This is a genomic window from Brevibacterium marinum (assembly GCF_011927955.1).
Classification (GTDB): domain Bacteria; phylum Actinomycetota; class Actinomycetes; order Actinomycetales; family Brevibacteriaceae; genus Brevibacterium; species Brevibacterium marinum.
Genome location: NZ_JAATJN010000001.1, coordinates 3,717,104 through 3,740,009 on the forward strand (window position 1 = coordinate 3,717,104; position 22,906 = coordinate 3,740,009).

Genomic DNA, 22,906 nt, shown 5'->3' on the forward strand with positions numbered 1-22,906 from the left:
TCAGGCCTTCTTTCTGCGGCGCTTCTGGCTGGGACGCGTCGGGGTGATCCCCGCCGCCAGGTCGTCCTCGCGTGCGGACAGCGCGAATTCGACCAGTCCGTCGATGAGGGAGGTGAGATTGGCTTCTTCGGCGAGGACGTCGACACGCAGGCCGTGTTCGGCCGCAGTGTTCGCCGTGGCCGGCCCGATGCAGCAGATCACCGAGGTGGGTGAGGGTTTGCCGGCGATGCCGACGAGGTTGCGCACGGTGGATGAGGAGGTGAAGAGGAACGCGTCGAAGTCGCCGGCCTTGATCGCCTCGCGGATGGGGGCCGGCGGCGGTGAGGCGCGCACGGTCCGGTAGGCGGTGACGTCGTCCGGATCCCAGCCCTTCTCGAGCAGACCTGCCACGAGCACCTCCGTGGCGATGTCTGCGCGCGGCAGCAGCACCGTGTTCATGGGGTCGATGTCGTCGACGTAGTCCGGCCAGGCCGCGGCCAGACCGCGGGCCGAATGCTCGCCGTCTGGAACGAGGTCGGGGGTGATTCCCCAGTCGATGAGTGAGGCGGCGGTGCGCCCGCCGACGGCCGCGACCTTGACGCCGGAGAGGGAACGGGAGTCGAGGCCGAAGTCCTCGAACCACATGCGCACGGCACGGACGGCGTTGACAGAGGTGAAGCCGACCCATTCGTAGGAACCGTCGACGAGTCCGCGGATGGCCTTCTCCATCTGGGTCGGCGTGCGCGGGGGCTGAACGGCGATCGTCGGCACGACCGTGCCGACGGCACCCAGCTCACCGAGCGCCTCGGCGGTGGAGGTGCCCTGTTCCTTCGTTCTGGGGATGAGGACCTGCCACCCGAAGAGCGGTTTGGTCTCGAACCAGCTGAGTGCGCCCCGGGACTCCACGCCCTGTCCCATGATGACCACCATTCGATCTCCTCCGCCCTGTGCCATCGTCAGCGCCTGTCCCAGGCTGGTCTCCACACTCGTCTGATCGGTGGTGGAGATGCCCCAGCCCAGCAGCACCTTCGTGTCCTCGGCCCAGCCGTCGTCGAGCAGGGAGCGGATCGCCTGCTCGTGATCGGCCGTAGTGCCCGTGAGCACGTGGGTCGTGTTGCGGTGGCGGGAGACGTCGACATGGGTCTGCGGTCCGGCCTCGATGAAGCGGACCGAGCGGACGCGGTTCGTCGTCAGTGCAGTGCCAGTGTATGCGGAGGTCGCTGCGGAGAGCCCGACTCCGGGCACGATCTCGACCTCGACCTCGGCCTTGCGGCACACGGCTGCCTCCGCTGTCGTCGGAGTGAAGATGATTCCGTCGTCGGAGCTCAGACGCACGACGGTCTTGTCGGGTCGGGCCAGTTCGGCGAGTTTGCGTCCCCGTGTGGAGGCGGTGGCGCCGAGCTGCGCGGCCTCGATGATCTCGGTGGCCTGAGGAACGTAGGCCGTGACGATCTCGGAGTGCACATCGGTGTCGTAGACGACGATCTCGGCGCTTGCGAGGATGTCCGCACCGCGGATCGTCATCAGACCCGACTCACCCGGACCGCTGCCGATGAACACGACGCGAGGTGAGACGGGCAGAAGGCGACGGGGCTGGACCTGACCGGTTGTCATACCTGCTCCTGGACTTTGACAGGGGTGAGATGGTCGCCGGACTGCGCGGGATCGATGCCGAGCTGGTCCAGCAGGTCCTCTGCCGCCGCGGTGCCGAGCTCATCGGCCACGCGGGCGAGCTCCTTCGCGGTGATCGAGAGCTGGCTCGCAGCGCCCGAGTCCAGATCCACGTCGGGGGTGAGGGGCATCGGTGTGCTCTTGCGAGTCCGGGCGAGGTTGCCGTCGTCATCGGCCATGACCGCGTCGACGACGAAGTCCGAGCCCTCGATCTTCGCCAGGGCGCCGATGGGTGCCGAACATCCGGCCTCCGCGCGGGAGAGGATCGCCCTTTCGCAGGTCACGGACAGGTCGGTGGTCTCGTCGTGGAGGCGTTTGAGCTTCTCGCGCACCTCGGCGTCGGCGGCCATCACCTCGTCGTCGACGGCGTAAGGGCTGTCCGCACCGCGGGTCTCGACGGCCAGGGCTCCCTGCCCGGGGGCGGGAAGCATCGTGGTGAAGTCGAGCAGGTCGGTGGCTTCGGCCAAGCGGCCGATGCGTCGCACACCGGCAGACGCGAGCACCACGGCGTCGAGGCGTCCGTCGCGGACGTGGGCGATGCGGGTGTCGACGTTTCCGCGCACCCCGCGAACCTCGATGTCGGGGCGGGCGGAACGCAGCTGCACGGCACGCCGTGGTGATCCGGTGCCGACGACGCTGCCTGCGGGCAGCTGCGCGAAGCTGAGACCGTCACGACCGATGAGGACATCGGCAGGGTCGACACGCGGCGGGATGGCCGCCATCTGGATGCCCGCCTCGGGAGTGGTGGGCAGATCCTTGAGCGAGTGCACGGCGATGTCGATCTTGCCCTGGTGGAGTGCCTGACGGACGGCGGAGACGAAGACTCCCGTGCCGCCGAATCCGGTCAAGGGCGACATGTTGACGTCGCCTTCGGTCACGACCTCGACTATCTCGACGCGCCAGCCGGTCAGTGCGGCCAGCTGATGGGCGATCGCGGTGGACTGGGAGCGCGCGAGCTTCGACCGGCGGGTGCCCAGGCGGATCGTGCGGCCGGAGAAGTGCTCGGGCTCGACGATGTCGAGGGTGTGGTCGGCGACGGGACGCACGCCGTCGGCTTCGACGTGGCTAGCGCTCGAGGCCGTGGCTACCTTGGTCTCGGGCTGCGTGATGGCGTGGGCGACTTTGTTCGTCGGCAGGTCGAAGAGCTGCATGAGCGCCTGCGCGTAGTCGATCTCGGAATCGGTCACGGCCAGTTCCTTGACCTTGACCGTCGGTGTGTGGATGAGCTTCTCGGCGACGCGGTGCAGCGACTTGCGGATCTCGCCGAAGGCCTTGTCGTCGATCTCGGCGCCGATCTTCTTCTCCAGGCGCTGTGTCTCCGCGGCGAGCACGTCCTTCGCGTGGCTGCGCAGGGCCGTGACCGTGGGTGCCACGGATCGTTCCTTGGCGCCGGAGGCGAGCTTGCCCAACTCCTCCTGAATGATCGCACGCACCGCTTCGACGGTCTCGACGACCGCGGCATCTCGATCCTTCGCGGAGTTGGTGAGCATGGTCCGGATCTCGCCGAGGCCGAAGAGCGCGACGTGTTCGAACTCGCGGACGGTGGGATCGATGTCGTGAGGCAGGGCGAGGTCGACGAAGGCCTTGTTCGCTGCGCCCTTGGGGTTCTGGGACAGTCCGGCCTGGATGTCCTCGCGGGTGACGACGACGCCCCTGGCTCCGGTGCAGGAGATGATGAGGTCCGCGTCGGCGATCTCCTCGGCCAGGATCCTCGAGCTCAGTTCCCGGGCGCGTCCGCCCACCTCGGCGACGAGGCGCTCGGCCTTGTCCACGGTCCGATTGAGCACAGTGGTCTGGGCCACGCCTTCCTTGTGCAGACCCGAAACGACTAGGCCTGACATGGCGCCGGCACCGATGACCAGCGCGTTCGCGGCCCGCAGCGAACCGACGTGGGCCTGTGAGGCTTCGAGTGCGGCGGAGAAGAGCGAACGGGCGACCTCGTCGAGACCGGTCTCGGAGTGGGCCCTCTTGCCCACACGCAGGCTCTGCTGCAGGGCGTGGGAGAGGTCGGAGGTCAGCGCCTCCGCCTGCAGCGAGTCGGTGAACGTCGCACGCAGCTGTCCCAGGATCTGGGCTTCGCCGATCGCCATCGAGTCGAGACCGCAGGCGACCTTGAGCAGGTGCTCCAGAGCCTGGGTGTCGTAGTGTGCGTAGAAGTGGCCCGCGATGTCCTGCCACTCTTTGTCGATCGAGGACACGAGGGCGTTGCCGAGGTCGGCGAGCCCACCGTGGAATGCGGTGACATCGGCGATGAGCTCGAGGCGGTTGCACGTCGAGAGGACGGCGATTCCTTCGACGTTGTCACCGGCCAGGGCGTCGGCGCGCAGCGCGCCGACCTCACCGGCTCCGAATGCGAGAGCGTCCAACATGTCGATCGGGGCCGACTGATGGGAAATGCCGAGAACCAAGAGAGTCAATTCCTGTGCTCCTCAAAACCTGGATTGACCGGTGCCGAATCAAGCGCCGAATAGTATGCGAGTACTTGCAGCTCACTGGCCAGATCGACTTGGTGCACGCGGACCGAGTCCGGGGCGTCGAGCACGGTGGGTGCGAAGTTCAGGATTCCGCGCACGCCTGCATCGGCGGCGATGTGCGCCGCCGCTGGTGCCGCGGATGCGGGTACTGCCATGACGACGAGGTCGATGTCCTCGGGCCAGGTGGGCAGCTCACTGAGGTGCGAGACCGGCAGGGTGCCGATCACGGTTCCGATCTTGGACTCATCGGTGTCGAAGATCGCGGTGAGTGAGAGACCACGGCGCCGGAAGCCCGCGTAGTCGGCCAGGGCCGAGCCGAGCCGTCCGGCTCCGATGATGGCCACGGTGCGCGCCCGGTCGAGACCGAGGAAGCTGCGCAGACTCGAGGCCAGGTCCTCACAGGTGTAGCCGACTCCGCGCCGACCCGAACGCCCCAACTGGGACAGGTCCTTGCGCAGAACCGACGACGACACGCCGCTGCGGGCAGCCAACGCCTCCGAGGAGATGGTCGACTGGCCCGTCGCGGCGATCGTCTCGACCGTCTGCAGGTAGATCGGGAGTCGGGCGATGACGCGTTCGGGCACGTCCTTGCGAACGACACCCTCAAGACTGTTGGCGGACAGAATCTCGCCCACGAAAACGCGTCACTCCTTCAATCGATCTCATGCGCCCAGAGCCTCGATGGCCCTCGACAGCCGGTCCGCATCCACCCGATGGAAACTGTGCTGACGCCCGTCGAGCAGGACGACCGGGACGTCCCAGCCGTACTGTCCGGACAGATCGTCATCGGTGTCGATGTCGATCTCCGTCACTTTCACGTCCCTGCCGGCCACAGCCTCGGCGACGGCCTCCCTGGCTGTTTCGCACAGATGGCAGTCGACGCGTGTCAGGAAGGTCAATGCGACCACTGCACACTCCTCATCGGGTGACAACAAACCCCGCCGAAATCGGATTCGAGCGGGGGCGTAGGACCGTACCTGGTCTTACTACTTGTTGCGACGCTGGTGACGTGTCTTGCGAAGCTGCTTACGGTGCTTCTTCTTCGACATACGCTTGCGACGCTTCTTGATGACTGAGCCCACGCGGGTACCCCTTGTGATCGTCGGTGGAGGTGAACATCGGGTGCCCACCCATTGAACTAACCGTGCAATTCTATCGCTTGGGCCTCTGCTTTCCCAAAACTGTGTCGAGATGCACAGAGGCTCTCTCCTGATCGACGGATCGCACTCCGGCACCCTAGCCGAGGACGCGGGCATCAGTCGAAGTACGGGTCGAGACCGAAGAACGGGAACAGGTTCTTGCGCGTGCCCATCACGGCCCGGTCGAGTTCGGATTCGGGGTCGAAGCCGTTCGCCCACCGGGTGAAGGCACCGTCGAAGCCGTCGGTCATCGACAGCGGCGCTTCGCGGCCCGTCTTCGTCTGCGCATAGTCGGCCCAGCGGCCGGGGATGCGGGCACCGGGATCGATGTCGAGTCCCGCGGAGATCGCCAGCACATTGGTCCATGCGCGCGGCACCACGTCGATGATGGAGTAGCCGCCTCCCCCGACGGCCAGCCACTTGCCACCCGTGTGTTCGGCCGCGAGGTCGCGAACCCATTCGGTGGCCACCCGCATCGCGTCCACGCTCAGCCTCATGTGCGTCAGAGGGTCGCTGCGGTGGCCGTCGCAGCCGTGCTGGGAGACGATGATCTGCGGTTCGAATCCGTCGACGAGCGCGGGGATCGTGGCGTCGAAGGCCCGCAGCCAGTCCGCGTCGAGGGTTCGCGGCGGCAGCGCGATGTTCGACGCCGAGGCGGCCGCGCGCAGTCCCCCGATGTCCGCGGGGTAGCCGGAGCCCGGAAACAGGAACTTCCCGGATTCGTGCATCGAGACCGTGAGCACCCGAGGATCGTCCCAGAAGAACTTCTCCACTCCGTCGCCGTGGTGGGCGTCGAGGTCGATGTAGGCGATGCGTTCGTAGCCGGCCCCCAAGAACTCGGTGATGGCTCCTGCGATGTCGTTGTAGACGCAGAAGCCGCTCGCATGGTCAGGCATCGCGTGGTGCATCCCGCCGGTGAAATTCACGGCGTGGGAGTAGCCGCCGGAGATGATGGCCCGGGCCGAGTCGACCGAGCCTTGGAACAGCATCGCCGAGGCGGAATGCATGTTCTCGAACCCGGGGACGTCCTCGGTGCCGATGCCGTACTTCTTCGCTTCCGCGTCGCTGAGGCCGACACCGTCTCCGGTCCTCTTCACCGCCGCGATGAAGTCGGTGTCGTGGAGGTGGGCCAGCGTGTCCTCTTCGACCTCGCCGACACCCTGGACATGGACGTTGTCGGCGTCGAAGAGGCCGAAGTCCATGGCCAGCTTCGCGGTCAGATCGAGTCTGAGGGGATGCATGGGATGGCTGGGACCGAAGTTGTACCCGGTCACCGCATCGTCCCAGACGACATACACATCGCTATCGGCCATGCAGACCATGCTATATGGCACAGCTCACCTACGGAGATTCCGGCCCGGCGGGATCTACCATAGAGCTTGTGTCCAAGAATTCCACGCAGCGCCTCGACCGGTTCCTGCGACCGGGCCGGTGGATCCGCGATTTCGTCGACGACCTCGCCGTCGCCTCACCGGCACGCCTCGCGATCGGCTCCTTCGTCGCTGTCGTGGCACTCTTCGCGATCCTTTTGATGCTGCCGGCCAGCATGCGCGACCCCGGCTCCGTGCCGCAGGCCGAGCACATCGCGAATGCGGTCTTCGTGGCCGTGTCCTCTGTCTGCGTCACCGGCCTGACACCCGTGGTGACGGAGAGCTACTGGTCGGATTTCGGGATCTCGGTCATCACCGCCGGCATCCAGGTCGGCGGACTCGGCATCCTCACCCTCGCCTCGGTGCTGGGCATGGCGGTCTCCCGACGGTTGGGAGTGCGGCAGCGCCTCATCGCCCAGCAGGCCACCTCGGCGCTCAATCTGGGTCAGGTCGGCACTCTGCTCAAAACCGTGGTCATCACCATCGTCACCGCCGAGGCGATCCTCGCCGTGCTGCTGTTCCCGCGGTTCCTCATCCGCGGCGAGAACCTCGGCGATGCCCTCTGGTACTCGGTGTTCTACTCGATCTCGTCGTTCAACAACGCGGGGTTCACGATCCACCCGGGCGGCGGCGCGTATTTCGCCTCCGATCCGTGGATCCTCTCACTGCTCATGCTCGGCGTCTTCGTCGGGGCGCTGGGGTTCCCGGTCGTGCTCATGATCGCGTTGCAGTGGAACCACCCCAAACGGTGGGATCTGCACACGAAACTGACGCTGACGACGACGACCGCGGTCCTGGCCGTCGGACTCCTGTTCCTGCTCATCTTCGAATCCGCCAATCCGGCGACTCTGGGCGACAAGGGCGCAGGCCACACGTTCGTCGAAGTCCTGTTCATGGCGGTGATGCCGCGTTCGGGCGGTTTCGCGACCATGGACATCGCCGATATGAGCCAGTCCTCGCACCTGCTCATGGATCTCATGATGTTCATCGGCGGAGGGTCCTCGTCGACGGCCGGCGGCATCAAGGTCACGACCGTCGCCGTGCTGATCCTGGCCGCTATCGCCGAGGCCCGCGGGCTGCAGGACGTACACATCTTCGGCCGTCGACTGACCTCCTCGACGATCAAACTCTCGATCTCGGTGCTGCTGACCGGCGCGATCATCGTCTTCGTCGGGACCCTGGCAATGCTCCAGATCAGCGCAGACCCCCTCGACAAGGTGCTGTTCGAGGTGATCTCCGCATTCGGCACCGTGGGCTTGAGCTCTGGGGTCTCCGCCACTGTGAGCGAAGCGGGCCTGTACTGCCTGTCCGTGATCATGCTCATCGGCCGCCTCGGTACGATTACACTGGCGGCAGCCCTGTCCATGCAGGACTCCGCTCGCCTGTACCGCTATCCCGAAGAAAGGCCGGTCGTTGGCTAACGAACACTCCTCAATCCTGGTCATCGGCCTCGGACGCTTCGGTTCTTCGACGGCAGCCACCCTGGCCCGATTGGGCCGCGAGGTGATGGCGATCGAGCACAGTGCCGAACTGGTCAAGGACTGGAGCGGGAAGCTCACACACGTCGTCGAAGCCGATGCCACGAACATCGATGCGCTGCGGCAGGTGGGCGCCGGTGACTTCTCCACCGCGGTCGTCGGCATCGGGACCTCGATCGAGGACAGCGTGCTGACGACGGCCAATCTCGTCGATCTGGGCGTGGGGCAGGTGTGGGCGAAGGCCATCTCCCCCTCGCACGGCAAGATCCTGCATCGCATCGGCGCCCACCACGTCCTCTACCCCGAATCGGATGCCGGCAGGCGGGTGGCGCACCTGGTGAGTTCGCGGATGATGGAGTACATCGAATTCGACGAGGGTCACTTCGCGGTCGTGAAGATGCGGCCTCCACGCGAGATCCAGGGCTTCACGCTCGGCGAGTCGGGAGTGCGCGACAAGTACGGTGTCACGATCGTGGGCATCAAGAGTCCCGGCCGCGACTTCACCTACGCCGAGCCCACGACGCGTGTGGGCAAGCAGGACCTCCTCATCGTCGCCGGCCACGTTGAGCTGCTCGGGCGCTTCGCCGGCCGCCCCTAGCCGCTGCAGCGCAGCTGCGACGCGGGACGCCGCGGCGCGGTGGTGCGGTGAGCGGTGGTGCGCTGGGTGGCGGCGCGGGGTACGGTGCGGTGGGTGGCGGCGCGGGGTACGGTGCGGTGGTGCGGTGCGGCGCGGGGGCGCGCTGGCTGCGGCGGTGCGCTGGGTGCGGCGCGGGGGGCGCGCTGGGTGCGGCGGTGCGCTGGGTGCGGCGGCAAATCAGCATCAGCTTGCTAATCGTGCACTGGTGCAGCACTTGTGCGGTACGTGGGCACGCACACCAAGCGGTGGCTTCGCAATGCCGCCGCGATGCCTCGGTTCAGCGCCGCGTTGCAGTACGCAACCAAGGTGCCTGGCCGTAAAGTTTGGTCGCGAAAGCTTCCAGATCGACGGACTCAGCGAAACTGAGCCGGACGATCCGGTACCCCATTGCGACGAGGCGGTTGTATTGCCCGGATTCCTTCCGCATCAGGGTGAAACCGTTATCGACGTACTTCGTCAGACCGTCCACAAGAATGATCGTCTTTGAGTCCCTGTGCATGAAATCGACTCGTGCGATGCGCCGGTTCTCATCGAACACATCGACCTGCTGGTCAAAACCCGTGATCTTGAGGAGTGCGAGGTTGTAGGCGCAACGGCTTTCGGCATAGCTCTCCGACAGTGGACTGATGAAGGCAAGAAGTCGCTCTGCCCTGCGGTGCCCTTTCGAAAGCCTTTCGAGGACCGGGACAAAGCTCTCATCGATATTCGCTCGTGCGAGCCGTCCGAGGTTGTTCGGATATCCGAATCGTGCCGCATTGTCTGCATTGGCATCCGAGCCGAATACAGCTCTGCGCAGGACCTGCTCCAGCGCCGCGAACGCCTCCGGCTCCCCCAACTGTCCGATGAGGTCAAGGGCAGTTCTCGCGGGTGAGGTGAGCACCATTTTGCCGATGTGCACAGAATCTTCTGCCGGTATCGATCTGGTCGTCCGGGACACGTCATTGCTCTTCCAGCGACGGGAGGGATTCGCCACATGGATCAGTCCGCGTGGTGGCCGGTACAACGGCAGATCATGGATGTAGGCCGCCGAGACTCCGCACACTGTATCGTCGGACCGGTACAGCGGATACGACGCCACTCTGACTTTCTCGATTGTGTCCAGCAGGGCGAAGCTCCTCCGTCCCGTAGTGTCCGTCTGTTCGTCGACCTTCCTGATCCACGACTCGTCGGTGATGAGATCCATGATTTTGGTGTGACGAGGGTTTTGGCATCTGGCAACGATCGTATACATCCCATACGTGAGCTTGAGCAGGCAACAGCCGATGGCACTGCTGATAGTGCGACTGAAGATGTTGTTGGCAGCCAATTCCCGATTTCGCACGATATTGTACATGGACCAATATTCGAGAGCGGCTGCGGCACCGTTCAATAGGCTCACGCGGCCCTGTGGAGACATGCTCTTCGCCCACAGGATTCATGCACTCGAGTCACGGCATCGTCCACAACGAAGCGAACTCGAGTTGCTGACGAATTCGGCGGTGGCCGCGACGGACTTTGCATTGCCAGAGAAGGGACGAAGAGGTGCAAGGACAGCTCCACGCGCACTCGCTTGCTCGAGCACTCGCTTCAGCCTCGTCTTCACAGTGCCGATTCTTGGTGACCGTATCCACAACCGCTGGGCATAAGTGCCTAGGTGGAGCACTAGCGACGCACCCTTGCACCTCTGGCAAGCGGAGCCGACTTTCGGCAGTAAAGGCGCAGTAAAGGCGCGGAAAGAACGCGGTTGGAGTTGCGGCCTGCGAGGAAAAACGGACGCTCAGCCACTCGAGTGCTCACCCAGTTGTCGGGCACTCACCCGCCAGCATGAACAAGCGGCAACGTGTACCACCGCTGGTGAGAGCGGGCGACGGGAATCGAACCCGCGTCATCGGCTTGGGAAGCCGAGGCTCTACCATTAAGCTACGCCCGCGCTTGCCGTCTGAACCCGGCCCTCCAGTGCGGATCACCGTCCTCTGCTGTGGGCCGCCACTGACGACTCGTTTCCAGTGTATCTTCTCAGCGCGAAGATCTGTGCAAGGTGGTCGGCCCCGATATCACTTTCCCACCGGAGTCGGCGTCAACACCCGAGACACGCGCGACGAAAGTGCCGAAACACACGCGACGCACGCGCCCGACAATGGGCTCCGACGCCCGGTGCCACCTTCCCGAGACACGCGCCCGGGTCACCCGCCCGACGGAAAGTACCTACGCCCGGGTCACCCGCCCAACGAGGATGCCGAAGTACGCGCGCCGAAAGCCCCGACAGACTCCCGGAAAGTCCCAGGACACGACCGAGGGGGCGGCCGAAGCCACCCCCTCGGGCGTATACCGGATGCACCGCGCCGCACTGCCTGTTCATGATGTGCGGCACCTATGCATCACGTCGGACGATCAGTGCTCGACGGCTTCCTCGGCACCGAATCCGGTGTGGGCCCGGACGTCCATCTCCGCCGCCAGCTCGGGATTCTCGACGGTCTTGTCGGTGACCGACGCGATCCACCCGAGGAGGAAGCCGAGCGGGATCGAGATGATTCCGGGATTCGACAGTGGGAAGATCGCGAAGTCGGCCCCCGAGATCATCGCGGTCTCAGAACCGGAGACGACCGGGGAGAACGCGATCAGCACGATCGCCGATCCCAGACCGCCGTAGATCGAGAACACCGCACCGCGAGTGGTGAAGCGCTTCCAGAACAGCGAGTAGACGATCGTCGGCAGGTTCGCACTGGCCGCGACGGCGAAGGCGAGGGCGACGAGGAACGCGATGTTCTGGCCCTGCACGCCGATGCCGCCGACGATGGCGACGACGCCGATCACGATGACCGTGCGGCGGGCGATCTTGACCTCAGCCTCGGAGTCCTCGACCTTGCCCTTCTTGATGACATTGGCGTAGATGTCGTGGGCGAAGGAGGCGGCCGCAGTGATCGCCAGGCCCGCGACAACCGCGAGGATCGTGGCGAATGCGACTGCGGAGATGAATCCCATGAGGATGGGCCCGCCGAGGTGAAGCGCCAGCAGCGGTGCTGCCGAGTTCACCCCGCCGGGAGCGTTCTCGATCGCGTCCGGGCCGACGAGTGCTGCCGCACCGTATCCGAGGACGAGGGTGAACAGGTAGAACCCGCCGATGAGCCAGATCGCCCAGACAACCGAGCGACGAGCTTCTTTCGCCGAAGGCACCGTGTAGAAGCGCATCAGAACGTGCGGCAGGCCGGCGGTGCCGAGCACCAGAGCCAGCGCCAGAGAGATGAAGTCGAGCGGATTCTCACCGTATTTCTGACCCGGTTCGAGAATGGCCTCGCCGACACCTGCACCCGCGCTCTCGACCGCAGAGGACAGCAGGGCAGAGAGGTTGAACCCGTTGAGGGCGAGGACCCAGATGGTCATGGCGAAGGCACCGAGGATGAGCAGGACCGCCTTGACGATCTGCACCCAGGTCGTGCCCTTCATGCCTCCGACAAGGACGTAGATGATCATGAGCGCACCGACGACGGCGATGACCAGGGACTGGCCGACCTGGCCGTCGATGCCCATGAGCAGCGACACGAGGCCGCCGGCTCCTGCCATCTGAGCCAGGAGGTAGAAGAAGCAGACCGTCAACGTCGACAGTGCCGCCGCCATCCGCACCGGACGCTGCTTGAGACGGAATGACAGCACGTCGGCCATCGTGAACTTGCCGGTGTTGCGCATCAGCTCTGCGACGATGAGCAGGGCGACGAGCCAGGCGACGAGGAAGCCGATCGAGTACAGGAAACCGTCGTAGCCGTTGACGGCGATGGCACCGCAGATGCCCAGGAACGAAGCCGCGGACAGGTAGTCACCCGAGATCGCGAATCCGTTCTGCGAGCCGGTGAAGGAACGCCCGCCTGCGTAGTAGTCGGAGGCCGACTTATTGTTCCTGCTGGCGCGCAGGACGATGAACATCGTCACGGCGACGAAGGCGGCGAAGATGGTGATGTTGAGGACAGGGTTGTTCTCGACCTTGGTCACGCCTTGGGAGACGGCGTCGAGTCCCGAAGCGAACAGGTCTCCGATGGCGACGGTGCTCATGGGGTGGTTCCTTCCGACTGCTGCTGAAGGCGTTCACGGATCGCCGAGGCCGGCGGGTCGAGCTTGTTGTTCGCGAACGAGACATAGAACATCGTGATCGCGAAGGTCGTCACGAACTGCAGAAGTCCGAGGATGAGCCCGATGTTGATCTCCCCGACGACCTTCGTCGACATGAAGTCGTGAGCGTAGGTGCTCAGGACGACGTAGAGGAAATACCACGCCATGAACGCGATCGACAGCGGTATCACCACCGAGAATCGTTTTCGTTTGAGTGCTTTGAACTCGGGATTGTCCTCTTCCGCGAGGAAATCCACCTGAGTGCTGACAGGGTCGGTCATTGCTTCTCCATTCGGATGTGCGTCGAGCGTCGGTGGTCTGCATCACACCCCATCAAACTAACTGTCAGCTCGCGCTGGGGAATACCACCGAAAGTTGGTAGCTTGTTCACATGAATGTCAAAGCCAAGGAATCTCGGGCGCTGAAGGCCGAGACGCGCCGACTCTTCGTCGAGGCCGTCGACTCCCTGCATCGCAGCGGAACCGGGGACGTCATCTTCGGCGGCATGGTCAAGGAGGGTGAGGTCTCCGTCGAGGCGGTCGCCGGAGGAGGCAGGGGACGCCTCTCCTCGCTCATCGTCACCACCGGACGTGGACTCGGCGGGCGCGCACTCATGGAGGGCACCCCACAGCTGACCAAGAACTATGGAGTCGACCCCTACATCACCCATCACTACGATGAGGAGATCCTCGGCGAAGGGATCCAGGTGCTCGTCGCCGTGCCGACCCTGCGCGGCGGTGAGGTCACCGGCATGATCTACTGCGGCCACCGCGACAACTTCAATGCCGCGGCCCCGCAGACGAGTGACCTGGTCAAACGCGTCCGGCAGCTGTCGGTGGACCTGGGCCGGCTGGACCACAGCCGATCGACGCCGGAGCAGGTCGAGCCGGAGCGTCCGTACTCGGATCTCGAGTCCTCGAGTCGTGAGGCGCTGCGCCGGACCTATGCGGAGCTTCGCGCCATCCGTTCAGGCGTCGATGAGAACGAGATGCGCCACCGCCTGGGTGTCGTGGAGAATCGCCTGGCGGACATCCTCTCCGGGCACAACCCGGATCTGTTTCCGAGTCCGACGCCCACCGTGAGCCTCTCCCCCAGGGAGACCGACATCCTCTCGCATGTGGCTCTCGGCTGGTCGAACGCGCGGATCGCCGAGGGGCTGGGCCTGCGCGAGTCGACCGTGAAGTCCTATCTCAATACGGCCATGGTCAAGCTCTCCGCCGGCACCCGGCATGAGGCTGTGTCCATCGCCAGGTCGGCCGGGGTCCTCCCCTGACCAGTCGAGGAGGCCAGAGCCTGACCAGTCGAACGGGCCGGGGTTCTCCCCCACCCCGACGAACAGGCCGCCCCGACGAACAGGCCAGTCCGACGAACAGGCCGGCCCGACGAGCAGTCCGATATCTCAGCCGTTGATGGCCTCCGAGTTCTCCTTCTCCATTTCGAGGGAGCGGTCGCCTGCAGCCTGAGCAGCCGCCTCGGCGATGTCGAAGATTCCGGCATCGATGAAGGTCTCCAGCCCGGCCAGCGTCGTCCCGCCCTTGCTGCTGACGGCCTGACGCTGAGCGCTCGGGTCTGGTTTCTCGGTCAGCAGCCGTCCGGCCCCGTCCGCGGTGGCCACGACCATCTGCTTGGCGGTCTCCTCGCTCAGTCCCATCTTCACCCCGGCGGCGATCATCGACTCCGCCAGGAGGAAGAAGTAGGCGACACCGGAACCGGAGATGCCCGTCATAGCGGGAATCTGGTCTTCTTCGAGCTCGACGACGAGCCCGGCCCCGGACAGCAGATTCCGCAGCGTGTCCACGGTGGTCTCGCCCACCTCGGCGGACGGGGCCAGGGCGATGACGCCGTGTCCGATCGCGCTGGGGGTGTTGGGCATGATGCGCACGATCGGGTTGGCCGGTGCCAGCGCCATCAGGTCGGCCATGGCAACCCCCGCGGCCATCGACACGAGTACGGTGTGCGGGCTCAGGCTCGGGGCCAGGTCCCGCACGGTCTCGGCCATCATCCACGGTTTGACGCCGAGGAGGACGAAGTCGGCGCCCTCGGCGGCCGTCCGGTTGGCTTCGGCGTCGTCCTCCACCGAGGTGACTGTGGCGTTCGGGAGTTCGGCGGCGAGTCGTTTCGCCGAGGCGGCCGAGTTCGTCGTCGCTCGAACGTCGAGCTTCTCGTCGGCGCCCAGGATCCCCTTGATCAGCGCCGTGCCCATGTTTCCCGTGCCGATGGAGGCGATGGAGGTCAAATCAGACCTGCCTTTCTGTGGTGGTTGCCGTCTGTCTGGATCGTTGTCTGTGGGTGCTCGCGGGTTCGGTGCGCTCAGCCGTCCGCGGATCGGTCGCTCGTGCGAATGTGGCTGGATGCGCTGGGCCGCGGGTTCGAGGATTCGAGGCCGAGGTGGTTCCTTGCGAACGCGAGGGAGTCGGCGAGCATCTGCTCCCTGGTGGACTTCTTCGCCACGAAGCGTGTGTTGACCTCGACCACGACGTCTCCTGCCCAATCGTGTTTGGCCAGGTGCTGGAGGGTCTCGGCCACGGGCATGGTGCCTGTGCCCGGAACGAGGTGCTCGTCTTTGAGCGATCCCGAGCCGTCTGTGAGGTGGACGTGGCGGAGTTTGTCGAAGATCTCCGCTACGGTTTCGACTGCATTCATCCCGGCCGTCGACGCATGGGAGAAGTCGAAGGTGAGTGCGTCGTAGTCCTCGTCGAGTGGATTCCAGTCGGGATAGTAGACGAGGATCTCGCGGACCCCGGCGCGCCAGGGGTACATGTTCTCCACCGCGAGGACGACTCCCGTCTCCTGAGAGACCTGACGCACGCCGTCGACGAAGCCCAGGGCGTACTCCCCCTGCCACCGGAAGGGCGGGTGCAGGACCACGGTTTTGGCTCCGACGTCCTTCGCGAGGTTCGCGGTGATCCGCAGCTTCTCCCAGTGGTCCTTGTGCAGCACGCGGGGCATGAACAGCAGGGTGGGCGCATGCAGGGACATGACGTCGAGACCGGTCTGCGCGGAGAGTCGGTTGATCAGGTCGACGTCGCGTGTCTCGGCGTTGTGGGTGACCATGATCTCGACCCCGTCGTAGCCGTGCTTGGCCGCCTGAGAGAAGGTCTCGGCGACGGTCATCGGGGAAACCGAGGAACTGGAGAGCCCGATCCGGATGGGGTGCTCCGAACTGTGCTGGGTCTCGTGGTCGTAGACCTCGTGGCTGTCGAAGTATTCGCGGTGGCGTCGCGAATTGGACCGCGCGGAATTCTTGGCGGTGTACACCTTGCGCGTTGACTTCGACCGTTTCGCCCTGCTCATCTCACCCAGTTTAGTCCTCCGAGATTACACGTTCCCTCAGAAACCATAAGACCGGCGAAGACTAGACTGGATCGATGACTGAATTTCGCGTCCGTCCGGCCCGCGTCTGCGATGCCGCCCGGATCGCCGAGGTCCACATCGCCGCATGGCGGGCCGCCTACCGAGGCATCATGACCGACGATGTCCTCGATTCCCTCGACCTCGAACGGCAGTCAGCCGCCTGGTCGACGAACCTCGGCGACGAGCAGAGCCCGATGTCGTCGCTTGTGGCGGTGCGAGCCGGCCCCCACGAGGCGACCGCCGACACCCACGAGGCGACCGCCGGCACCGACGAGGCGACCGCCGACCCTCGCATCATCGGCTTCGGTGGGGTGTGCCCGCCACGGGATGTCGCCGAGGTGCTCGACCGGCTGCCCGACACCTCGGGCCTGGGGCAGCTCGCGTCGATCAACCTCCACCCCGATGTCTTCGGCACCGGTGCCGGGGCGGTTCTCCTCCACGCCCTCGAGGACGAGCTGCGCGAGCTGGGATTCACTCGCGCCTATCTCATGGTCGCCGAGGGCAATGAGCGCGCGATGCGCTTCTATGCCAAACACGGCTGGCACCGCACGGAGATCACCCACGTCTTCGATGGGGTGACCCCGGCGGTGCCAGAGCGCTTGTTCACGATAGACCTCGGCTGAGGCCCACCTCGGCGGGACTGGCCGAAGGTGCTCGCCCGTGATCAGCCGTAGAGATCTTCGACGTCCTCGTCGACCCAGCCTTTCGACTTGTCGACGGCCTTGTTCCAGAGTCGGTAGACACGGTCGACCTCGGCCTGCTCCATCGACGGGTTCCAACGCTCGCCCTCATGCCAGTTGGCCTTCACGTCCTCCTCGCCGTTCCAGAACTTCACCGCGATGCCCGCCGCGTAGGCCGCGCCCAGTGCCGTGGTCTCGACGACCTCGGGACGGATGACGGGCACGCCGAGGAGGTCGGCCTGGAACTGCATGAGCGTTTCGTTGGCGACCATGCCGCCGTCGACCTTGAGCTCGGTGAGTTCGACGCCTGAGTCGAGGTCCATTGCGTCGAGGACCTCACGGGACTGGAACGCCACCGACTCGAGGGACGCGCGGGCGATGTGGTTCTTGTTGACGTAGCGTGTCAGGCCCACGATCACTCCGCGTGCATCGGATGCCCAATGCGGGGCGAAGAGTCCCGAGAACGCCGGAACGATATAGCAGCCGCCGTTGTCATCGACCTGCTTCGCCAGCGTCTCGACCTCCGGCGCCTCGGAGATGATGCCGAGATTGTCACGCAGCCACTGCACGAGCGAACCCGTCACGGCGATGGAGCCTTCGAGGGCGTAGACCGCCTCGGCGTCGCCGATCTTGTATGCCACCGTCGTCAGCAGACCGTTCTTGCTGGCCACAGGCTCGGTTCCGGTGTTGATGAGCATGAAGTTGCCGGTGCCGTAGGTGTTCTTGGCCTGGCCCCTCTCGAAGCATGCCTGGCCGAAGGTCGCCGCCTGCTGGTCACCGAGGATGCCGCAGATCGGGGTATCGATGATGAGGCCGTTCTTGGCTCCGTAGCCGTAGACCTCCGAACAGGACTTGATCTCCGGCAGCATCGAGACGGGGATGCCCATGTCGTCGGCGATGTCGGCGTTCCAGTCGAGGCTCCCTATGTTCATGAGCATCGTGCGGGAGGCGTTCGTCACGTCGGTGACGTGGATGCCGCCGTTGACGCCACCCGTGAGGTTCCAGATGACCCAGGTGTCCATGGTGCCGAAGAGCAGCTCACCGGCCTCTGCCGATTCCCTGACTCCGTCGACGTTGTCGAAGACCCATTTCGCCTTCGGCCCTGCGAAGTAGGTGGCCAGCGGCAGACCGACCCGGTCCTTGTACTTGTCTGCGCCCTCGTCCCCTGCCAGCTCGTCGCAGATCCTCTGCGTTCTGGTGTCCTGCCAGACGATCGCGTTGTAGACGGGCTTGCCCGTGTTCTTGTTCCAGATGACCGTGGTCTCACGCTGGTTCGTGATGCCCACGCCCTCGAGCTGATGCCGGTTGATGTCAGCCCGGGCCAGTGCCTGACCGATCGCCTCGTTGGTGTTCCTGATGATCTCCATCGGGTCGTGTTCGACCCAACCGGCGCGGGGGAAGATCTGCTCGTGCTCGAGCTGGCCCGAGGACACGATCTGCCCGTCGTGGTCGAAGACGATGGCCCGCGACGAGGTGGTGCCCTGGTCGATGGCGAGGATGTACTTTTCCTGACTCATTCTTGACTCCTGTGTCGAGGTGATGCTGTGTCTCGATGGTACTGGTGGTTCAGGCGAAGGCCCGGTCGGCTCAGACGAAGGCCCGGGAGGCCAGGCCGGCGATGACGGCGCCCACGAGAGGTCCGGCGATCGGCACCCACGAATACGCCCAGTCGGAACCGCCCTTGTTCGGGATCGGCAGCAGAGCGTGGACGATGCGGGGCCCGAGGTCACGGGCGGGGTTGATCGCGTAGCCGGTGGGTCCGCCCAGCGATGCGCCGATGGCGACGACGAGCAGGGCGACGGCCAGCGGGCCGAGTTTGTCCGGAGTGCCTCCGAAGAGCAGGATGACGAAGACGAGGACGAAGGTGGCGATGACCTCGGTGAGGAAGTTCCACCCGTAGCTGCGGATCTCGGGACCGGTGGAGAAGGTGCCGAGGATGCTGCCGGCGTCCTTCTCCTCGTCGTAGTGCTTCTTGTACACGGCCCAGGCGAGGAAGGCACCGATCACGGCGCCGATCATCTCGGCCGAGAGGTAGGCGACAGTGTTGGCGAAGGTCACCGGGATGCCGTCGGCGTATTCGCCGGCCCCGCTGGCGAGGATGCCGAAGGTCACTGCCGGGTTGATGTGCGCGCCGGTCTTGAAGGCGACGAAGACACCGGCGAAGACGGCCAGGCCCCAGCCGAACGAGATGAGGAGCCAGCCTCCCCCGTTGCCCTTCGTTTTGCCCAGGACCACATTGGCGACGACGCCGACGCCGAGCAGCGTGAGCATCGCCGTGCCGCCGATCTCGTAGAGGAAGATGGTACCCATATCTCACAAACTCCTATTGTTTGTTTTTCCGTTCCATGTGCGGGTATTACGGTTTCGTGCTCTCTTCGACGATTGCTGCGGCGGTGACATCGTCGTGGGTGGATTCCGCAGCGATCTGCGCATCGACGTGGGCCTTGAAGTCCGCGATTTCACAGGCTTCCCGCTCCTCGTCCCATCCGAGGATCGGGGCGATGATGCCGGCAACCGCCTCGGCGGCGGCCTTGCCACGGTCCCTGACCTCGTAGTTGAGCCGCATCCGGCGCTCCAGTACATCGCCGAGGTGGACGGCACCTTCCGAGGTCGCCGCGTAGTGTGCTTCGGCGCGCAGGTAGCGCTGCGCTCCCGGCAGCGGGCGACCGAGCTCCGGGTCCTCGTCGACGAGGTCGAAGATGTCCTCGACGAGAGTGCCGTAGCGACGGATGAGTCGCTCGACGCGGTCTGTGTCCCAGCCGTACTTCTCCGCGATGCCCGACTGTCCTCGACGCACCGCGCCGACGCCCTGGGCGCCGAGCAGCGGCACCGATTCCGTCAGCGACCGACGGTCCTTCGCATCGTCGCCGAGCACGAAGTCGACGGCGTCCTCGGCCATCACCCTGTAGGTGGTGAATTTGCCGCCGGCGATCGCGGCGAGGGCGGGCTCGACCTCCATCACCGTGTGTTCGCGGGAGACCTTCGTCGAGGCCTGCCCCTCCTTGACCACCGGCTGGAGCAGGGGGCGGAGTCCGGAGTAGACGCCGATGACGTCGTCGCGGGTGAGTTTGTCCGTCAGGATCGCGTTCGCATGTTTGAGCAGATAGTCGATGTCGTCGGAGTTGGCCACCGGAGCGTCGACGTCCTGGTCCCATGGGGTGTCCGTGGTGCCGATCACCCAGTAGCCCTCCCAGGGGATGACGAAGAGCACGGACTTCTCGGTCTTCGAGATGATGCCGGTGTTCGGGTCGGCCTTGATCTTGTCCTGGTCGACGGTGATGTGCACGCCCTTGGAGGCGAGCACTTTGAGTCCGGCGTCGGCTTTGGCCAGGTCCTGCTGCTCCTCTGTCCAGACTCCCCCGGCGAGGATCGTGTGCCGGGCGTGGATGTCGAACTCGCGACCGGTCATCTCGTCGCGGGCACGGACGCCGGAGACACGGTCGCCGTCGTGGAGGTAGCCGATGACGGACACGTGGTTGGCCGCGGCGGCTCCGTAGCCTGCGGCCGAGCGGATGAGGGTCATGACGAAGCGGGCGTCATCGACCTTCGCGTCGTAGTATTCGAGGGCGCCGACCGCGGCGTCGTCGGCCAGGCCGGGGAAATGGGCGCTCAGGGCCTTCTTGCCCAGGTGGCGGTGCATCGGCACGGCGCGTTTGCGCCCTGGGCGGGTGGCCATCGTGTCGTAGAGCAGAACGCCGGAGCCGATGAATGCGCGGTCGATGAGGCGGTGTTCGAAGGGGAAGACGAAGGCGACGGGCTCGACCAGGTGGGGAGCCGTGTGCTGGAGGAGGAGGTCGCGTTCCTTGAGCGCTTCGGCGACCAGCTTGAAGTCGAGCATCTCGAGGTAGCGCAGGCCTCCGTGCATGAGCTTCGAGGAGCGGGACGAGGTGCCCGAGGCCCAGTCCTTGGCATCGACGACCCCGACCTTCAGCCCGCGGGTGGCCGCGTCGAACGCGGAGCCGGCTCCGGTGACGCCGCCGCCGACGACGAACACGTCGAGCGGGTCGTCTGGGGTGGTGTTCTCGAGGGTGTGCAGGGCTTCATCGCGGAACGATGGGGACAACTCGCCATTTCGCATTGACAGTTCATTTCCTTCTCAGAGCGTGTGCGTTCCCACCATTATCGCGCTCGGCGTCGATATCCGAGCTCCGTGCGCGGCAGATATGAAGAATCTAACAGCCAGTGCGCAGAAGTGAAACATATCGGCCAGAAGCGAAAGGGCTCAGACGAGTTCCACGCGCATCGCCGAGGAGGTCTCTGCGGAATCGAGCAGGTCGAGTTTGCGCATGATGATGCCTTCGCGCAGTGCCCATGGTGAGATGTTCATGACATTGACGTCGAAGATCGCAAACGCGGCGTCAGCGACGATGGCCCCGGCGAGGACCTGATTGGCCCGTGCTTCGGAGACCCCGGGAAGCGCCGCTCGCTCTTCAGGGGTCCGGGAGGCCAGAGTCTCGATGATTCCGGCGAGGTCACGGCGGAAGAGTTTGCGTGGAGCGTAGATCCCGTCTCCGCTCGGTGCCGCTCCTGCGATCCGGGCCAGGGACCTGAACGTCTTCGACGAGCCCACCACCTGGTCGGCGGTGCCGACGCGGTTGATCTTGCCGGCGATGCGACCGATCTGCGATCGCGCGTATTTCTGCAGTCGGTGGATGTCCTCGGCGCTGGGGAGGGGGTCGGGAATGAAATCGGAATAGGTGCGCCCGGCGCCCAGCGGCAGGGACACGGCAGCCTGCGGGTACTCGTCCTGCCCGGCCGCGATCTCGAGGGAGCCGCCGCCGATGTCGAACAGCAGGATCTTTCCGGCGGACCACCCGAACCAGCGCCTGACCGCGAGGAACGTCACTCGGGCCTCGTCCTTGCCCGTCATCACGTTGAGGGTCACGCCCAGCTGGGAGTTGATCGATTCGATGACTTCGACGCCGTTCGGTGCGTCCCTGAGCGCCGAGGTGGCGAAGGCGAGGATCTGCTCCGATCCCTGATCCTCGGCGACCTCGACCGCCTCGGCGATGAAGGTGCGCAGTCGCTCCTGCCCGGCCGCTGAGATGAGGCCGTCATCGCCGAGGTACTCGGCCAGGCGCAGGACTTCCTTGTGCGAGGTGGCGGGCAGGGGCGGGGCACCGACATGGGCGTCGACCACGAGGAGGTGGACGCTGTTGGACCCGACGTCGAGGACTGCTAAGCGCATTCGAACAGTCTAACCACAGATTTCACTCGCCTGCCCAGTCCGTTCCTGTGAAGCCGAACTCGGGCGGACGTTTGGCGAAGAACGCCTCCTGACCGCGCGCGATTTCGTCCTGGTAGGCCTCGTCGAGCCACTGCGGCGGGGTGAGGACGGCACCGTCGCCACCGCCGCGGTTCTCCCCCAGCTCTCCGGCGAGGACCGCCTTCGACCCGATCTGGGACAGCCGCGAGAGTCCGACGACCCTCTCCCCCAGCGCCTGTGCCGCGGCCAGAGGCGTCTCGGTCACCTCGTGGAAGAAGCCGAGCTCACGCATCTGGTCGAACTTCACGATCGAAGCTGTGACCAGCAGATATCTGGCCCACGCGTCGCCGAGGACGGTCGACAGCCTGCGGGTCGGCCCCGGGGGATAGACGAGGCCGAGCTTTGCGGCCGTGACCCCGAAGATCGAACCGGGGGCACCGATGCGGATGTCGCAGGCGGCGGCGATCTCGGTGCCGCCACCGACACAGTTGCCGGTGATGGCCGCGATGGTGGTGGTGCGCGCATCGGCCACGGCCGCCTCGGCGGTGGAGTTGAGCTCCCAGAAGTCGCCAAGGGGCACGTTCAGGTCTGCGATATCGGAGCCGGCGGAGAAGTGTCCGGCCGCACCGGTGATCACGAGTGCGCCGATCGAGTCATCGGCGTCGACTCCGGCGATGATCTCCGGCAGCGACCGCCACATCGGACGGGATATGGCGTTGCGCTTCTCGGGCCGATCAATGACGAGGGTTCCGACTCCACCGGTGACGGTGAAGTCGAAACCCTCGAGATCGACCGGACGGTAGGCTCCGTCAACGGTCATGTCCATAGCCTTTCAGCG

General features: G+C 65.3%; 20 protein-coding genes and 1 tRNA gene. 4 read left to right on the forward strand and 17 right to left on the reverse strand.

The window, feature by feature from the left end; all coding sequences use genetic code 11:
- The 6 genes from BKA07_RS16695 to BKA07_RS16720 form a co-directional block, all read right to left on the reverse strand.
- Positions 1–1,593 carry a bifunctional uroporphyrinogen-III C-methyltransferase/uroporphyrinogen-III synthase gene (locus tag BKA07_RS16695; RefSeq protein WP_167952006.1) on the reverse strand — a complete coding sequence of 531 codons (1,593 nt, stop codon included), beginning with the start codon at positions 1,591–1,593 and terminating at the stop codon, positions 1–3.
- Positions 1,590–4,067 (reverse strand): glutamyl-tRNA reductase, encoded by a 2,478-nt coding sequence (gene hemA, locus BKA07_RS16700; protein ID WP_167952008.1) that lies wholly within the window; start codon positions 4,065–4,067, stop codon positions 1,590–1,592. The genes BKA07_RS16695 and hemA overlap by 4 nt, the downstream gene beginning before the upstream one ends.
- Positions 4,064–4,759 carry a redox-sensing transcriptional repressor Rex gene (locus BKA07_RS16705; protein WP_167952010.1) on the reverse strand — a complete coding sequence of 232 codons (696 nt, stop codon included), beginning with the start codon at positions 4,757–4,759 and terminating at the stop codon, positions 4,064–4,066. Before BKA07_RS16705 ends, hemA begins: the two co-directional genes overlap by 4 nt.
- Before the next feature lie 27 nt (positions 4,760–4,786).
- Positions 4,787–5,032 carry a glutaredoxin family protein gene (locus tag BKA07_RS16710; protein WP_167952012.1) on the reverse strand — a complete coding sequence of 82 codons (246 nt, stop codon included), beginning with the start codon at positions 5,030–5,032 and terminating at the stop codon, positions 4,787–4,789.
- Between the two features lie 78 nt (positions 5,033–5,110).
- Entirely contained in the window at positions 5,111–5,206 is a 96-nt protein-coding gene (locus BKA07_RS16715; RefSeq protein ID WP_167952014.1) for a 30S ribosomal protein bS22, read from the reverse strand.
- 173 nt (positions 5,207–5,379) lie between these two features.
- A complete protein-coding gene (locus BKA07_RS16720; RefSeq protein ID WP_167953341.1) occupies positions 5,380–6,585 on the reverse strand; it encodes an acetoin utilization protein AcuC in 1,206 nt (401 codons plus the stop codon).
- Positions 6,586–6,644: 59 nt separating this feature from the next.
- Here BKA07_RS16720 and BKA07_RS16725 point away from each other — a divergent pair, with 59 nt between their 5' ends.
- Together BKA07_RS16725 and BKA07_RS16730 are read left to right on the forward strand one after the other, a co-directional pair.
- On the forward strand, positions 6,645–8,054 hold the full coding sequence (locus BKA07_RS16725; RefSeq protein ID WP_342449109.1) for a TrkH family potassium uptake protein: 1,410 nt from the start codon (positions 6,645–6,647) through the stop codon (positions 8,052–8,054).
- Positions 8,047–8,709, forward strand: a complete 663-nt coding sequence (locus BKA07_RS16730) for a potassium channel family protein (RefSeq protein WP_167952017.1) — start codon at positions 8,047–8,049, stop codon at positions 8,707–8,709. Before BKA07_RS16725 ends, BKA07_RS16730 begins: the two co-directional genes overlap by 8 nt.
- A 316-nt stretch (positions 8,710–9,025) precedes the next feature.
- On the opposite strand, the gene BKA07_RS16735 is transcribed toward BKA07_RS16730, so the two are convergent.
- The 4 genes from BKA07_RS16735 to BKA07_RS16750 form a co-directional block, all read right to left on the reverse strand.
- On the reverse strand, positions 9,026–10,081 hold the full coding sequence (locus BKA07_RS16735) for a hypothetical protein (protein WP_167952019.1): 1,056 nt from the start codon (positions 10,079–10,081) through the stop codon (positions 9,026–9,028).
- A 505-nt stretch (positions 10,082–10,586) separates the two neighbouring features.
- Positions 10,587–10,657: transfer RNA gene (locus tag BKA07_RS16740), tRNA-Gly, on the reverse strand.
- A gap of 461 nt (positions 10,658–11,118) precedes the next feature.
- The gene (locus BKA07_RS16745) at positions 11,119–12,771 is read right to left on the reverse strand and encodes a solute symporter family protein (protein WP_245161992.1); all 1,653 of its coding nucleotides are present in this window, start codon (positions 12,769–12,771) and stop codon (positions 11,119–11,121) included.
- Positions 12,768–13,109: a DUF485 domain-containing protein gene (locus BKA07_RS16750; protein ID WP_167952021.1), complete on the reverse strand. Its 342-nt coding sequence runs from the start codon at positions 13,107–13,109 to the stop codon at positions 12,768–12,770. Before BKA07_RS16750 ends, BKA07_RS16745 begins: the two co-directional genes overlap by 4 nt.
- Before the next feature lie 110 nt (positions 13,110–13,219).
- Between BKA07_RS16750 and BKA07_RS16755 the strand changes: the two genes are divergently transcribed.
- A complete protein-coding gene (locus tag BKA07_RS16755) occupies positions 13,220–14,101 on the forward strand; it encodes a helix-turn-helix transcriptional regulator (RefSeq protein WP_167952023.1) in 882 nt (293 codons plus the stop codon).
- A gap of 126 nt (positions 14,102–14,227) precedes the next feature.
- On the opposite strand, the gene proC is transcribed toward BKA07_RS16755, so the two are convergent.
- Both proC and BKA07_RS16765 read right to left on the reverse strand, forming a co-directional pair.
- Entirely contained in the window at positions 14,228–15,064 is an 837-nt protein-coding gene (proC, locus tag BKA07_RS16760; protein WP_245161993.1) for a pyrroline-5-carboxylate reductase, read from the reverse strand.
- Between the two features lie 74 nt (positions 15,065–15,138).
- Positions 15,139–16,122 (reverse strand): sugar phosphate isomerase/epimerase family protein, encoded by a 984-nt coding sequence (locus BKA07_RS16765; protein WP_167952025.1) that lies wholly within the window; start codon positions 16,120–16,122, stop codon positions 15,139–15,141.
- Positions 16,123–16,196: 74 nt separating this feature from the next.
- On the opposite strand from BKA07_RS16765, the gene BKA07_RS16770 reads away from it, so the two are divergent.
- Positions 16,197–16,805, forward strand: a complete 609-nt coding sequence (locus BKA07_RS16770) for a GNAT family N-acetyltransferase (RefSeq protein WP_167952027.1) — start codon at positions 16,197–16,199, stop codon at positions 16,803–16,805.
- A 41-nt stretch (positions 16,806–16,846) separates the two neighbouring features.
- Here BKA07_RS16770 and glpK read toward each other — a convergent pair whose 3' ends face one another.
- The 5 genes from glpK to BKA07_RS16795 form a co-directional block, all read right to left on the reverse strand.
- Complete coding sequence (gene glpK / locus BKA07_RS16775) at positions 16,847–18,379, reverse strand: glycerol kinase GlpK (RefSeq protein ID WP_167952029.1); 1,533 nt, start codon at positions 18,377–18,379, stop codon at positions 16,847–16,849.
- Positions 18,380–18,449: 70 nt separating this feature from the next.
- Positions 18,450–19,172, reverse strand: a complete 723-nt coding sequence (locus BKA07_RS16780; RefSeq protein WP_167952031.1) for an MIP/aquaporin family protein — start codon at positions 19,170–19,172, stop codon at positions 18,450–18,452.
- Positions 19,173–19,218: 46 nt separating this feature from the next.
- Positions 19,219–20,940: a glycerol-3-phosphate dehydrogenase/oxidase gene (locus BKA07_RS16785; RefSeq protein WP_167952033.1), complete on the reverse strand. Its 1,722-nt coding sequence runs from the start codon at positions 20,938–20,940 to the stop codon at positions 19,219–19,221.
- A 144-nt stretch (positions 20,941–21,084) separates the two neighbouring features.
- The gene (locus tag BKA07_RS16790) at positions 21,085–22,050 is read right to left on the reverse strand and encodes a Ppx/GppA phosphatase family protein (RefSeq protein WP_167952035.1); all 966 of its coding nucleotides are present in this window, start codon (positions 22,048–22,050) and stop codon (positions 21,085–21,087) included.
- Between the two features lie 22 nt (positions 22,051–22,072).
- The gene (locus BKA07_RS16795) at positions 22,073–22,888 is read right to left on the reverse strand and encodes an enoyl-CoA hydratase/isomerase family protein (RefSeq protein ID WP_167952037.1); all 816 of its coding nucleotides are present in this window, start codon (positions 22,886–22,888) and stop codon (positions 22,073–22,075) included.
- Between the last annotated feature and the right edge of the window lie 18 nt (positions 22,889–22,906).

Bases quoted from the DNA above. Each gene is read 5' to 3' on its own strand.
- glpK (WP_167952029.1), bottom strand. From the start codon at position 18,379: ATGAGTCAGGAAAAGTACATCCTCGCCATCGACCAGGGCACCACCTCG.
- BKA07_RS16795 (WP_167952037.1), bottom strand. From the start codon at position 22,888: ATGACCGTTGACGGAGCCTACCGTCCGGTCGATCTCGAGGGTTTCGAC.
- BKA07_RS16695 (WP_167952006.1), bottom strand. From the start codon at position 1,593: ATGACAACCGGTCAGGTCCAGCCCCGTCGCCTTCTGCCCGTCTCACCT.
- BKA07_RS16765 (WP_167952025.1), bottom strand. From the start codon at position 16,122: ATGAGCAGGGCGAAACGGTCGAAGTCAACGCGCAAGGTGTACACCGCC.
- BKA07_RS16780 (WP_167952031.1), bottom strand. From the start codon at position 19,172: ATGGGTACCATCTTCCTCTACGAGATCGGCGGCACGGCGATGCTCACG.
- BKA07_RS16785 (WP_167952033.1), bottom strand. From the start codon at position 20,940: ATGCGAAATGGCGAGTTGTCCCCATCGTTCCGCGATGAAGCCCTGCAC.
- BKA07_RS16745 (WP_245161992.1), bottom strand. From the start codon at position 12,771: ATGAGCACCGTCGCCATCGGAGACCTGTTCGCTTCGGGACTCGACGCC.
- BKA07_RS16735 (WP_167952019.1), bottom strand. From the start codon at position 10,081: ATGTACAATATCGTGCGAAATCGGGAATTGGCTGCCAACAACATCTTC.
- BKA07_RS16770 (WP_167952027.1), top strand. From the start codon at position 16,197: ATGACTGAATTTCGCGTCCGTCCGGCCCGCGTCTGCGATGCCGCCCGG.
- BKA07_RS16750 (WP_167952021.1), bottom strand. From the start codon at position 13,109: ATGACCGACCCTGTCAGCACTCAGGTGGATTTCCTCGCGGAAGAGGAC.
- BKA07_RS16720 (WP_167953341.1), bottom strand. From the start codon at position 6,585: ATGGTCTGCATGGCCGATAGCGATGTGTATGTCGTCTGGGACGATGCG.
- BKA07_RS16755 (WP_167952023.1), top strand. From the start codon at position 13,220: ATGAATGTCAAAGCCAAGGAATCTCGGGCGCTGAAGGCCGAGACGCGC.
- BKA07_RS16790 (WP_167952035.1), bottom strand. From the start codon at position 22,050: ATGCGCTTAGCAGTCCTCGACGTCGGGTCCAACAGCGTCCACCTCCTC.